Genomic DNA, 13,738 nt, shown 5'->3' with positions numbered 1-13,738 from the left:
GTCCCGCTTACCTCAAAGCGTCCCGCTCCGGGCCCTGCAGAGCCAGAGCAGCGGACGACATTTTTGCCGCTCCATGGATCCGGGCCTCCCACGCGGGGGATAGGTGTTCAAGGTATCCCCAAGGTGCCGCCGCTAGCGTTTGCCCATGGAAGACCCATATTCGTTCGTGATGCCGCCCTAGCCTCTGGCTACGTGGCTACCAGTTTCCATGGCTGCGGTTCCGGTCTCCGCGGGAAGGGCCAGCTGGCGAATAAACGACGAAACTCGTTTCCGCGCGTACCAAGCCAGAAGATATGGTGCCTGGGCTAACCCGGGCAAGAATCCTTAGCGCGGCGGGGGCCGCGCTTTATAACTGCGTCCCGGCACCAGCGAGGGGCGCCGTACAGGATGGTCTCGATGTCGATTATGCGCCGAACTCGTTTCTCTGCTGCCATCATGTCCGCAGGCATCGCCGGCCTGGTGGCATCGGCCCTCATAGTGCCTGCCGCGTCGGCGGCCGACGGCGACCCCCACCTGCCGTCCGTCCCGCGCCGGCCGTCTGTGGTCACCCCGCCCACTGACCAGTTCATCGTGAAGTTCAAGGACCCGGCTCGGGCCGGCACCGCGCTCCGCGCCCAGTCCTTCAGCCGCGCGACCGCCAAGCTCGGCGCCACGGCACAGGACCTGCGCGCCACCGCCGGCGGAGCCCGCGTGGTCCGCACCAGCAAGGAACTGGGAGACGGCGACGCCGAGAAGATGCTCGCTTCCCTGCGCGCCGATCCCGCCGTCGCCTACGCCGAGCCGGACGTGAAGCTGCAGGCCAAGTTCGCGGACCCGAACGACCAGATCTTCCCCTTCCAGTGGAACCTGTCAGCGGAAACCGGCGGCATCCGGGCCACCCGCGCCTGGGACGTCACGCAGGGCGCCGGCCAGGTGGTGGCCGTCATCGACACCGGCAAGACGGACCACGTTGACCTGGACGCGAACATGCTCCCCGGCTACGACATGATCGCCGATGCCAGCGACGCCCGCGACGGCGGCGGCCGCGACTCCGATGCCACGGACGAGGGCGACTGGTCCACCGCCGGGCAGTGCGCCGCAGGCTCCCCCGAAGTAGCTTCATCGTGGCACGGCACGCACGTGGCCGGCATCATCGCCGCCGCCATCAACAACAACGAAGGCATCGCCGGCATCGCTCCGAAGGCCAAGATCCTGCCCGTCCGCGTGCTGGGTCCCTGCGGCGGACGGCTGTCCGACATCGCCGACGCCATCGTCTGGGCCTCCGGAGCCCCCGTGACGGGAGTGCCGGCCAACCCGAACCGCGCGCGCGTGATCAACATGAGCCTCGGTGGCACGGAAGCCTGTTCGCAGACGTTCCAGACCGCCATCGATACCGCCACCGCCAGGGGTTCGGTCGTGGTCGCGGCAGCCGGCAACGAGAGGGCACAGGCCTCCACGTCCAGCCCGGCCAACTGCCGGAACGTCATAGCCGTTGCCGCTAGCGGCCGCACCGGCGCCTTGGCGCCTTACTCCAACTTCGGTTCCGGCGTCGACATCACCGCGCCCGGCGGCGACATGACGCCCACGGCCCCCGATGATCCGCGCAGCGGCATCCCGAACGGCATTATCTCCACCCATAACTTTGGTTCCCAGACCCTTGGTACGGAGGACTACGCTTTCGCCGAAGGCACGTCCGCCGCGGCACCGCACGTGTCTGCCGCAGCTGCGCTGCTCATGGCCCAGATGGGCCCGACGGCGACACCAGCCGCCGTCGAAGTCCGCCTTAAGCGCACCGCACGGCCCATGACCGGCGGCTGCCCGCAGGGCTGCGGCGCCGGCCGGCTGGACGCGGCAAGCGCCGTGCTGCACTTCAGCACGGTCCTCGCCGGGGGCGACTTCAACGGTGACGGCAAGGGCGATGTCCTGGCCCGGGAGAACTCCGGTTTCCTGTGGCTGTACCCGGGCAACGGCCGGGGCGGCTGGCTGGCCCGCAGGCAGGTGGGGTCCGGCTGGAACGGCTTCACCTCGCTCGTGGCCCCCGGCGACTTCAACGGCGACCGCCGTGTGGACGTCCTGGCCCGCGACGCCTCCGGCGCCATGTGGCTGTACCCGGGCAACGGCAGCGGCGGCTGGCTGGCGCGCGTGAAGGTGGGCTCGGGCTGGAACGCGTTCACCGCGCTGGTGGGCCCCGGCGACTTCAACGGCGACGGGAAAGCGGACGTCCTGGCCCGCGACACCACCGGCGCCCTCTGGCTCTACCCCGGCAATGGCCGCGGCGGCTGGCTCGCCCGGACCAAGGCGGGCTCGGGGTGGAACGGCCTGACCGCCGTCGTGGGCCCTGGCGACCTGAACGGCGACCGCAAGGCAGACGTTCTGGCCCGGGACGGCGCCGGCGTCCTGTGGCGCTTTTCCGGCAACGGCCGCGGCGGCTTCGGCGCCAAGGTCCAGGTGGGCTCCGGCTGGAACTCGATGACCACCATCACCGGCCGCGGCGACTACAGCGGCGACGCCAGGACCGACGTCCTGGCCGTGGACACCAACGGCTCCCTCTGGCTCTACCAGGGCAACGGGGTGGGCGGATTCTCCGGCCGGACCGCCGCGGGATCCGGCTGGGGATAACCCGCCACCGAGCGCGAACGAACAGTTGTGGCCGCAACGGGCGGAGCTGAAGGACCGCGAGCATTGACGACGACATCGTTATGTAGCTGCCGCCCATGTGGCGGTTGGGCCTTAATCTTCAGTTGCCAAGAGGGGCGCCTGTCACACCCGAGGGTTAGACTCGTTACTGAATTGCGGCGGGGGCCGCGCCTCACAAATTGCGTCCCGGCACCAGCGGCTGAGGGGCGCCGCACAGGATGGTCTCGATGTCGATTATGCGCCGAAAAGGCTTCTCTGCTTTCTTCATGTCCGCAGGTATCGTAGCGCTGGTGGCCTCGGCATCAATCGCGCCCGCCGCCTCGGCCAATGATGACCCGATAACCCCGACGCCAGCCCAATCGTTTCCGTCCGTCCCGCGCCGTGCATCGGTGGCCACCCCTCCGACTGACCAGTTCATCGTGAAGTTCAAGGACCCGGCCCGGGCCGGCTCCGCGCTTCGCGCGCAGTCCTTCAGCCGCGCGGCCGCCAAGCTCGGCGCCACCGCCCGGGACCTGCGCGCCACCGCCGGCGGTGCCCGTGTGGTGCGCACCAGCAAGGAACTGGGCGACGGCGACGCCGAGAAGCTGCTCGCTTCACTGCGCGCGGACCCCGCCGTCGCCTATGCGGAGCCGGACTTTAAACTGCAGGCCAAAGTGGCCAGTCCAAATGATCCGGCATTCAACGACCAGTGGAGTTTGTCCCTGAATACGGGCGGCATCGGGGCGACCCGCGCCTGGGACGTCACCGAGGGCGCCGGCCAGGTGCTGGCGGTCATCGATACCGGCATAACCAGCCACGTTGACCTGAACCAGAACGTGCTGGACGGCTATGACATGATCGCTGACCCAGCTGAATCGGGCGACCAAGACGGCCGCGACGCCAACGCCACGGACCCGGGTGACTGGTCCACCGATAACCAGTGCGGCGACGGAACACCGGGAGTACCTTTCTCCTCCTGGCATGGCACCCACGTGGCCGGCATCATTGCCGCAGCCACAGGCAACGGAATAGGCATCGCCGGCGTAGCTCCCCAAGCGAAGATCCTCCCCGTCCGCGTGCTCGGACCGTGCGGTGGACAGGTGTCGGACATCGCCGATGCGATCTTGTGGGCTTCCGGCGCGCCGGTTACCGACGCTCCGCTAAACCTCAATCCTGCCCGCGTCATCAACCTGAGCCTTGGCGGCACGGAGGCCTGCCCTCAGACATTTCAAGACGCGATCGACACCGCGACGGCCAGGGGATCGATTGTCGTGGCGGCGGCCGGCAACGAAATGGCGCAGGCTTCCGACTCCACTCCGGCCAACTGCCGCAACGTCATCAGCGTCGCTGCCAGCGGCCGCACCGGCGCCTTGGCACCGTACTCCAACTTCGGTCCCGGCGTTGACATCACCGCGCCCGGCGGCGACATGACGCCCACCTCTCCCGATGATTCAAACAGCGGCGTCACGAACGGCATCCTCTCGACTGAGAACGACGGCGATACAACGGCAACAGAGACTCCTGGCACAAACTATTACTGGTCCGAGGGCACCTCCTTCGCTGCACCGCATGTGTCCGGTGCAGCTGCGCTGCTCATGGCCCAGATGGGTCCGACGGCGACGCCGGCCGCCGTCGAAGCGCGCCTTAAGCGCACCGCACGTCCCGTGACCGGCGGCTGCCCGCAGGGCTGCGGCGCCGGCCGGCTGGACGCGGCAAGCGCTGTGCTGCACTTCAACACTGTCCTCGCCGCAGGCGACTTCAACGGCGACGGCAAGGCCGACGTCCTGGCCCGGGAGAACTCCGGCTTCCTGTGGCTCTACCCGGGCAACGGCCGCGGCGGCTGGCTGGCCCGCAAGCAGGTGGGCTCGGGCTGGAACGGCTTCACCTCCCTCGTTGCCCCCGGCGACTTCAACGGCGACAGGCGCGTGGACGTTCTGGCCCGCGACGCCACCGGCGCCCTGTGGCTGTACCCCGGCAACGGCAGCGGCGCCTGGCTGGCCCGCGTGAAGGTTGGCTCGGGCTGGAACGGCTTCACCGCCATTGCCGGTGCAGGCGACATCAACGGCGACGGCAAAGCCGACGTCCTGGCCCGCGACACCACCGGCGCCCTCTGGCTGTACCCCGGCAACGGCCGCGGCGGCTGGCTCGCCCGGACCCAGGTCGGCTCCGGCTGGAACTCCATGACCGCCGTCGTAGGCCCCGGTGACCTGACCGGCGACGGCAAGGCGGATCTGCTGGCGCGCGACGCCGCCGGCGTCCTGTGGCGCTACCCGGGCAACGGCCGCGGCGGCTTCGGCGCCAAGGTCCAGGTGGGCGCCGGCTGGAACTCGATGACCGCCATCACCGGCCGCGGCGATTACAGCGGCGACGCCAAAACGGACGTCCTGGCCGTGGACACCAACGGCTCCCTCTGGCTCTACAACGGCAACGGACTTGGCGGATTCTCCGGCCGGACGGGTGCAGGATCCGGCTGGGGATAACCCTCCACCGAGCGCGAACGAACACTTAAGCCCGCTGTCCAGCTCGAACGTACACTCAAGCCTGTGAATGTTGGCGGTAAATGGCGGTCTTTTTACGGCGCTAAATGTCGCCCTGCTGGCCGGCAAGCGCTCTTGACCGCCGGTAGAAAGTCGCTCGCTGAGCGCAACACCAGACTGGCACAACGTACTCACGCGCCCGATCAGCTCAACAGCGGCTTGCCGCCCGACAGTGGCGGGAGCAGTGGTAGCACGGAAGCGAGGGGCGTATGCGCCGTCGCAGACTGGAAGTGCCGGTTCCAGAGAAGAAGGATTCCCGGTCTTTATGCCCCGCAAGCAGGGCAAACCACTCAAATACGCGTTCATGTGCTCTGGCCGAAACGGTTAGCCAAAGTGCTTATAGAGCAGACAGCCGGCGAGGTTGATGTGGCGAGGACGCGTGAGTCGGTAGCCTCGCGGTTCAAGTCTGCGTGACGCCAGGTGTCGATGCTCGAGGCTGTTCGGAAGCACGCTAAGGGATCGGCTAACGGGTGCACCTCGCGTCATTCGGGGTAATCTCCGAAACTCTTGGTTACTGGAGATGTGTGCCAGGGTATTTTGACCGAGAGTGTAACTTCTTTGCACCCGAAGGGTCGGGGCGGGCAAGGAGTGCATAAGGATGCTCTCAACTTGCCCGCCCCATGTTACGGGTGTTGCACTGGCCGTCTCAAGCTGTCGACGACCAGGTACTGCTGGTACTGCTGTGTCCGTCTCCTACTGCTTGACGGCCCGGTACTGCTGGTACTGCACTGGCCGTCTCAAGCTGTCGACGACCAGATACTGCTGGTACTGCTGTGTCCGTCTCCTACTGCTTGACGACCAGGTACTGCTGGTACTGCACTGGCCGTCTCAAGCTGTCGACGACCAGGTACTGCTGGTACTGCTGTGTCCGTCTCCTACTGCTTGACGGCCCGGTACTGCTGGTACTGCACTGGCCGTCTCAAGCTGTCGACGACCAGATACTGCTGGTACTGCTGTGTCCGTCTCCTACTGCTTGACGGCCCGGTACTGCTGGTACTGCACTGGCCGTCTCAAGCTGTCGACGACCAGATACTGCTGGTACTGCTGTGTCCGTCTCCTACTGCTTGACGGCCCGGTACTGCTGGTACTGCACTGGCCGTCTCAAGCTGTCGACGACCAGATACTGCTGCAACGGTACTTCCCCCCAAACAGGCAACTGCAGCTACTTTGAGCGGGGGAACTTCCGTTCACTTTTTCTTGCGAGAAAAAATATAGCCACGCACTGAAATCTCGTCAAGTCGCCTTGGGCGCTCTGATCTAGGCCGCCCGTTGCAGTTGGCTCGGGACCTACCTTGTAGGACGCCCAAGCGGCAGGCGGGCGCGCCCCACTATAGAGACCTACTTACAAGAGAGACCGCCTTACAAGCGTGCGGTGAAGGATCCGCTTCCGGGGCATCTCAGCTCAGGCGTCCATGCGATTGGTTTCACGCCATTCCGTGCCCGCTGAGCGTCCGGCTAACGGTGCAGGAGCTTCTGTCTCATCACTGGTCGGGTTGGGTAGGTGCGCCCGATCTCGCCGAACCCGGCTCGCTGGAACATGGCGAGTGTTCCAGTGAAGAGGGCAGATGGCGACGGGGCGCCGGCGAGACCGCTGGTGTCAATGGGGTGGCCTTCGAGTATGGAGGCACCATGCTGCGCTGCCCAGTCCACCGCGGCGTCGAGCAGCACAGTTCCGATGCCCTTCCCTCGGTATTCGCGGCGCACGACGAAGCAGGACACCCACCACGCGTCGGGATCGTCGTCAAGGATCCTGGCGAGTGCGCGGTTCTCGGTGACTCCCGGCAACGTCGAACGCGGTACCACCCGCGTCCAGCCGACGACGTCGTCGTCGAGGTAGGCCACCAACCCGATCGGGACCTCGGCTTCCTGCACTTCACGTCCTAGCGCGCTCCGATTGTCTGCCTCCTCGTGCCGAAGAAATCGTTGGCACCAGCATGAGTTTGGGTCCTTCTCTCGGGCTCCGAAGACGTGCCCCAGTCGTGGCCACTGCTCAGCAGTCGCTGGCACCACGCGCACGGCGGTCTGGTCGAATCCTTCCCCGGCTTCCAAGTCCATGTCTGTCCTCTGCTCTAAGGTTTTCCCTATGACGCTAGACCTCGATGAGCACGGCCGCACAGAGCCACCGTCTAACGGGCGGTTCGCAGCTTGGGGCCGGCCCACCGATGTCATTTTCCGAAGTCGTCTGCAGGGAACGTCAGGAGTCCTCTGCACTACAGGACCAGCTCATCTGGGGCGGGGCGGGTCGAGCAAGGATCCAGCGGGCCCGCCTGATTGGTGGTGCGGTTTGGCTAATTCGTTGGTGAGGCGTGCATGCCACAATGAGGCCCATGACTCGAATCCTCATGATCGGCATCCACGCGCGAGCCCTCGACTATAGCAAGCTGCCTCCTGGCCTCGACGAGGCCATGATGACCGAACGGATCGAAGCGGGGTTCGGGGCCACTACGGCCGCCGGCTTCGACGCCGTCAACTGCCTGATCGGCACCTCCCCGGACGAGGCCGAAGCAGAGATTCGCTCGGCGTTCGGTCGTGATCGTTTCGGCCTCGTGATGATCGGGGGCGGCATCAGGATGATCCCGGAGTACACCGAGCTCTTCGACGGATCATCAACGTGTGCAATGCGGAATCGCCCGGAATCACCTTCTGCTTCAACACATCGCCCGAGACGACTCTGGACGCGTTGGAGCGTCACGCCCAGCCGTAAACGTCTGCGACGCGATCCGGTGCGTCGACTAGCCTCGGCGTTTTGTGTCGGCGGTCATGAGATGCGCCTCTGCTCACGTGCGGCTGCGATGTATTGGGAATAGGTGCTCGCCTTACGGACACTATTGCGACACGGAGCGACCAAAAAACGCCGCCACGGAGCGACCAACTCCACAACTCAAGCCCCACCACGCAGCGCGAACGTACAGTTGCGGCCCTCACGTGTTGGCCGGATGGCTCGCCGGCCCACGGAAATGAAAAGGGAGTAGATTAGCACTGACAGATGCCCTTCAGCGGAACATTCAGATTATTGATTTCAGAATGTAGAAGTTGGGAAGTGAGGATTCGGTGTCTCACACAATTCCCCCGGGTGCCAGTGCCCGCCTGTACAACGACGACCTCGCGCCGGCCGAGAATCGCACGTGGGGTTTCTATTCGCTGTTCGCGATGTGGATGTCCGACATCCACTCGCTCGGCGGATACACCTTCGCCGCCGGCCTCTTCGCATTGGGTCTCGGCGCCTGGCAGGTTTTCCTTGCATTGGTTGTGGGGATCATTCTTGTCTATTTTCTGATGAACTTCTCCGGCTATGCAGGGCAGAAGACCGGAGTCCCTTACCCGGTGCTCGCGCGGATCTCGTTTGGAACATTCGGGGCTAACCTGCCGGCCCTGATCCGTGCACTGGTGGCCATCGCCTGGTACGGCATCCAGACCTGGCTGGCTTCCCGCGCCGTCATCATCATCGCCCTGAAGGTCTGGCCCGAATTGCGCGGGCTGACGGAAAACAACTTCCTCGGTGAATCCACCCTCGGCTGGCTTGCCTTCCTGTTAATGTGGTCGCTTCAGCTTCTGCTGCTTCGCAACGGCATGGAGACGATCAGGAGATTCCAGGACTGGGCCGGCCCGGCGGTCTGGGCAGTGATGGGCCTCCTGGTCATCTACATCCTGATCAACGCCGGCTGGAACGTGTCCCTAGACCTGCCGGGAGGAATTGCGCAGTGGGGCACCGCGCATGCCTTCTTTGCCGCCGTCGCGCTGACTGTGACCTACTTCTCCACCCTGATGCTTAACTTCTGCGACTTCTCCCGCTTCGCTCCATCCCGGAAGGCGGTGCGCACGGCAAATCTGTGGGGGCTGCCGGTGAACTTCATTGCCTTCTCGGTGGTCTCCGTCGTCGTCACTGCCGGAACATTCAAGGTCTACGGGGAGCACATCTACGACCCGGTCGAGATCGTGGGGCGAATCGACAGCATCTGGGCCCTCCTGCTCGGCGCAGTCACCTTCGCCGTTGCGACGCTGGGAATCAACGTCGTCGCCAACTTCGTCTCACCGGCCTACGACCTGGCGAACGTCTGGCCCTCACGGATCGACTTCAGGCGCGGCGGCCTTATCGCCGCAATGATCGCCCTGGTGATTACACCCTGGAACCTGTTCAACAGTCCGGTGGTGATCAACCTCTTCCTCGGCGGGCTCGGTGCGTTGCTCGGCCCGCTATTCGGAATCATCATGACCGACTACTACGTGCTCCGCAGGCAGCATGTGCTGGTGCATGACCTCTTCATTGAGCAGGGCTATTACACCTACACCGGCGGCTGGAACCGCAAAGCCGACATTTCGTTCGTCGTCTCGGCCGCGCCTGCAGTGGTGGTGGCGCTCGTCCCGCTCTTTGGTGCCCTCTCGGCCTTCTCCTGGTTCATCGGAGCAATCCTCGCGGCCGCGGTGCACTACATGATCTCGCGCAATGACACGACACTTGCCGCCTCGGTCAGGGCCGCAACCGAGGCGGAACTCGAACCAGATGCCTCGATACAGGTCCGGCCGGGGCGGAAGCTCTGACTCCCGCGCCTAGGAGGGCCGGCAGGCTTCGGCTCTCGGCGTCGAGGGTCTGGCCGCCGATCCAGGTGTCAATCAAGACAGCGGAATTCGCCCATCGTGCCAGCGTCCGTGCCGGTTCCGACGCCGGTGCCAGGCAGTGCAGGATCGCTCACCGTCACTGATCCCTTCAGAGTGTCAAACAAGGTGTCAGCCGCCCCGCAAGCAGAGCCGACAATTTGGTCCGCGGACCCTTGGCGGACGGGCGAAGGTGCCGTCTTGGGAGCACCATGCACCGGCGCGGGCCGTTTCGGGGCGCCTGCTGCCGGCCGTGTTTTTGCTGCGGCCGCTTTCTTCTTGGCTGCCGCCTTGTTCTTGGCTGCGGCTTTTTTCTCAGCTGCGGCGGCTGCTGCTTTTTCCGCTGCCGCCGCGTTGGCTGCCGTAGCCTTGGCGGCTGCCGCGGCCTTTTCGGCTGACTTTGCCTTGGCCGCTGTGGCTGGCTTGGTCTTTGCAGCTGCCTCTGTTTTGGCTGCTGCGGCCGGGGTTTTTGCGGCTGACTCAGCTTTGGCTGCTGCGGCCGGCTTGGTCTTTGCTTTCCTGGCGGACTCGGCCGCGTTCCACTGGGATATCCCGATTTCCGGCCGGCCGGTGGAGCCATCCCCGGTGCCGGAGCCATCCCCGGTGCCGGAGCCTATGGGGCGTGCGGGTTGTGAGGATGCGACTGGGGCGGGGGACCCCGCCCCGCATGCCGACGTGGCAAGCAGTACCGAGAGCATGGCGGCGGACAGCAGATATTTCCTGCGCATGAGAACTAAATCCTCTTCGGGGTGCGGAACGGGCAGGTCGATGCGAAAAGTCCTGCCCAAACTGGGCACCGGCATGAGGCAGGGAAAGGACACCGCCCCTTTGGCATCTACCATGCGAAACGGAATTCGGGATGTTCCGACGAGGGTGTGGGCCAACCGGTGACTAAAACGTTACATTGGCAGACATAGACAGGCCAACTTATGGAGCGCCCTTGTCGGTTGTTACCGCAGGATGCTGAAGGCCCTGGAGGAGAGTCTCCAGGGCCCTTGCCGGTTCTACCGCAGGATGTTGTAGCTGCTCCAGCCAGCGCCGGCGACGGTCCGCGCGCCCCAGATGCCCCTGCTGAAGGGGTAGTGGGCGAGGCGGCCGTCCGTGAGCCGGGTCATGAGGCCTGAGCTTCCCGTGGTGAATCCGTTCACGCTCGTGATGCTGTTGATGCTGTTCCACCCGCTGCCCACCGCGCGCCTGGATTCCGGAACGAAGCCGCCGTTACCGGTGGAGCGGAAGAGCACGAGCCGGCCGTCGCTGCGTTTGGCCAGGAGGTCCTGCGCCCCGTCCTGGTCGAAGTCGGTCATGGTGAGGTACAGGCCTCCCCAGCCAGTCCCGGTCTTGATGCGGGGTGCCAGCGATGTTCCGGCGCTGTTGCCGTAGTACCAGAGGGTCCCGGCGGCGTCGTAGGCGAGGATGCCCGGGTGCTGGTCGGTTTTACGCCAGCGGCCGACCGTGATGTGGTAGCTGCTCCAGCCGGTGCCGATGGCCCGGGCCGGTGCGAATCCGCCGGTGGGCCTTCCGGGGTAGAAGCTTAGCCGGCCGTCCTTCCACTGAGCGATGACATCGAACGTGCCGTCGCTGTTCCAGTCCGCCACGAATCCTTTGGCCAGCCCGGACCAGCCGACGCCGATCTTCTGCCGGGCCTGGAGCGTCCCCTGGCCGCTTGCCGGGTAGTTCCACAGCGTGCCGTCAGGACCCACCGCCACGACGTCCGCAGCACTGCGGATGGACGGAGTGGCGGCGCGAGGGGCGGCATTAATGACGACGTCGTCAATGTAGCTGTCGCCCATTTGGCGGTTGTGTTCCGCGCCGAGCTGGACCGTGTCCAGCGTGGTGGCTCCCGTGGCGACCTGGCTGCTGGAGTACACCAGTGTGCCGTCAAACCGCACGTCCACCGTTGACGCGGTGCCATTCGCCGTCGCCCGCATGGCCACGTGGTGCCACTCGCCGAGCGGGATGCTTGAGCCGAGCAGGCGGGTAAAGGCAGAGGTCCCGTCAGGTGCGGTGACGCGGAGCCAGAGCTCTCCGTTGTTGTTGTACCGGTAGACATCAGCAACCCGGATGCTGCCGGAGAAGAACCGGAGGTACGGGACATCATTGCCCAGCGCCCCGGCCTGGGTGATGTTAAACCAGCCGTCGGCATAGGCCGTCGCCGTCCCCGCCGGCAGAGGCGTGGTGAGGTTGGCGAGCGAGCCCGGGTCGGCAGTGACATGCAGGTGTGCGGCGCAGGTCCCCGAGTGGGCCTGGTCCGAGGAGATTTCCGCGCTTCCGGTGCCTGCGGTGGAGGATGTGAACCCGTCCAGGCTCCCGGATTCGAAATTATTGGCCATCACCGCTGTTCCCGGATAGGTGCTGGCCGGGGCGGGGGTTCCTGGCTGGCATGTCGCCGCCTGGGCCGGGACGGCCCCCGCCGCCAGCGCCCATATCAGGGATACCGAGGTACCGCCCACAACCCCATACTGTAAGAACTTTTTCATTTTTCCGCGCTCCGATGTGACTGAACTCGTGGTTCAGGCTGATAGAGCTGTTCGGCGACAGTGGCCACATCTCGACGACCAGTACAGGGCAAACTACCCGGAGGACGGGAGGCCGGACAACCGTGGTGGCTACGCAAGTTTTTCGCCCCACCCCTCCAATTACTTGGATTGGGTACTCGCATCGCCGGCACCGCTGTCCATATGCTGAAACTGCGGTCTCGAAATACAAGATGGCGACCTAAGCTGTGCTCATGGAAGAGAACCGCCTGATCCCGCCGTTCGTCGATCTCGCCTGGTGTGCCGGGCAGCGGCGGCGGATCGTGCTGGCGGACACACGCTGGTACCTCGACGGCGCCTCCGGCCGGGACGCCTACGAACGGGGCCACCTGCCCGGTGCAGTGTTCGTGGACCTCGACCGCTGGCTGTCCGGGCCGGCGTCGCAGGACGCGGGACGGAACCCGCTGACGGATCCCGCGGTGTTTGCCGAAGGCATGCGGGAGTGTGGCATTGGGGACTCGGACGTGGTGGTGGCGTACGACGATGCCGGCGGCGTCATCGCCGCCCGCCTGGTGTGGATGCTCAGGGCCACCGGCCATCACGCGGCAGTCCTGGACGGTGGCATCGCATCCTTTACGGGCCCGCTGGAAACGGAAGCCGCGGCCCCGGTCCGCTCCACCTTCACGGAGCGGCCCTGGCCGGAGCATCTGCTGGCGGACATCACTGACGCCACCAGCCGAACGTTTCAGGTGGTCGACGCCCGCAACCGTGACCGGTACCGTGGCCAGCACGATCCGGTCGATCCTCGGCCCGGCCACATTCCCGGGGCGGTGAATGTCCCGTGCCGCAAGAACCTTGATCCGGCCGGCCAGCTGCTGTCCGAGGCCCAGCTGCTGGGGAACTTCCAGCGGGCGGGCATCGAATCTGCGGACCGGACGGTGAGCTACTGCGGCTCCGGCGTGACTGCCTGCCACAACCTGCTGGTGCTTGAGCATCTGGGACTGGGCCGCGGCAGGCTGTTCGTGGGCGGCTGGTCACAGTACGCGCACGCCGTCGACCTGCCGGTAGCGACTGCCTGACGTTTCCCGGTGCTGCTTGAGGCGGTGAGTAGGGCAGCTGCTGGCCTGACCACGGCAGGCACCCACTGTGTGGCACGGGACCGTGTCAGGCAACCGCTTTCTCGACGAGCGCGCGAATCCTGGCCTCCGTCGCAGCATCCAGCGAGGTGATGGTCCACGCGACCGGGTGCATGTGGGCGTCCTCCTCGCGTGCGGGGTTCACAACTTCGCCAAAGCCGAATGCGATGAAGTCCTTATCCGGTTTGATGTAGCAGATGTCCTTGCCGTCCTTCACGTAGAACGGGAGTCCCCAGCGGACGATCGGCTCCAACGAGGGCGCGCTCTCCCGGATGATGCGATGCAGGCGTTCCGCTATCTCACGGTACTGTGCGGGGGCTTCGCTGAGCTTGCTGAGAACGGCTGCGTCACCCTTCTTCGTGAACATCGTGTTCAGGCCTCCTTCAAATTGTCATCAGGCACT

The 13,738-nt window shown here is 65.5% G+C and carries 9 protein-coding genes; 5 read left to right on the top strand and 4 right to left on the bottom strand.

The genetic code is table 11. From position 1 onward, the window contains the following. Positions 1–396: 396 nt before the first annotated feature. Both QF036_RS20120 and QF036_RS20115 read left to right on the top strand, forming a co-directional pair. Positions 397–2,598, top strand: coding sequence for a S8 family serine peptidase (locus tag QF036_RS20120; protein ID WP_307104721.1), 2,202 nt, complete (start codon positions 397–399; stop codon positions 2,596–2,598). Between the two features lie 284 nt (positions 2,599–2,882). Beyond that, a complete protein-coding gene (locus tag QF036_RS20115) occupies positions 2,883–5,075 on the top strand; it encodes a S8 family serine peptidase (protein WP_307104719.1) in 2,193 nt (730 codons plus the stop codon). Between the two features lie 1,512 nt (positions 5,076–6,587). On the opposite strand, the gene QF036_RS20110 is transcribed toward QF036_RS20115, so the two are convergent. Further along, positions 6,588–7,004: a GNAT family N-acetyltransferase gene (locus QF036_RS20110; RefSeq protein ID WP_307104717.1), complete on the bottom strand. Its 417-nt coding sequence runs from the start codon at positions 7,002–7,004 to the stop codon at positions 6,588–6,590. A gap of 455 nt (positions 7,005–7,459) precedes the next feature. Between QF036_RS20110 and QF036_RS20105 the strand changes: the two genes are divergently transcribed. Both QF036_RS20105 and QF036_RS20100 read left to right on the top strand, forming a co-directional pair. Next, positions 7,460–7,939 (top strand): hypothetical protein, encoded by a 480-nt coding sequence (locus QF036_RS20105; RefSeq protein ID WP_307104716.1) that lies wholly within the window; start codon positions 7,460–7,462, stop codon positions 7,937–7,939. Positions 7,940–8,183: 244 nt separating this feature from the next. Further along, positions 8,184–9,671, top strand: a complete 1,488-nt coding sequence (locus QF036_RS20100) for an NCS1 family nucleobase:cation symporter-1 (RefSeq protein WP_307104714.1) — start codon at positions 8,184–8,186, stop codon at positions 9,669–9,671. Positions 9,672–9,739: 68 nt separating this feature from the next. On the opposite strand, the gene QF036_RS20095 is transcribed toward QF036_RS20100, so the two are convergent. Then, positions 9,740–10,453: a hypothetical protein gene (locus QF036_RS20095; RefSeq protein WP_307104712.1), complete on the bottom strand. Its 714-nt coding sequence runs from the start codon at positions 10,451–10,453 to the stop codon at positions 9,740–9,742. Positions 10,454–10,729: 276 nt separating this feature from the next. Next, positions 10,730–12,202, bottom strand: a complete 1,473-nt coding sequence (locus QF036_RS20090; protein ID WP_307104710.1) for an FG-GAP repeat domain-containing protein — start codon at positions 12,200–12,202, stop codon at positions 10,730–10,732. A gap of 251 nt (positions 12,203–12,453) precedes the next feature. Between QF036_RS20090 and QF036_RS20085 the strand changes: the two genes are divergently transcribed. Further along, on the top strand, positions 12,454–13,278 hold the full coding sequence (locus QF036_RS20085; RefSeq protein ID WP_307104709.1) for a sulfurtransferase: 825 nt from the start codon (positions 12,454–12,456) through the stop codon (positions 13,276–13,278). Between the two features lie 85 nt (positions 13,279–13,363). On the opposite strand, the gene QF036_RS20080 is transcribed toward QF036_RS20085, so the two are convergent. Further along, on the bottom strand, positions 13,364–13,702 hold the full coding sequence (locus QF036_RS20080; RefSeq protein ID WP_307104707.1) for a DUF1801 domain-containing protein: 339 nt from the start codon (positions 13,700–13,702) through the stop codon (positions 13,364–13,366). Positions 13,703–13,738 lie beyond the last annotated feature (36 nt).

It is taken from the genome of Arthrobacter globiformis, assembly GCF_030817195.1.
Lineage (GTDB): Bacteria > Actinomycetota > Actinomycetes > Actinomycetales > Micrococcaceae > Arthrobacter > Arthrobacter globiformis_D.
The sequence above is the reverse complement of the archived record's forward strand: the minus strand, read 5'-3'. Positions and strand labels throughout refer to the sequence as shown.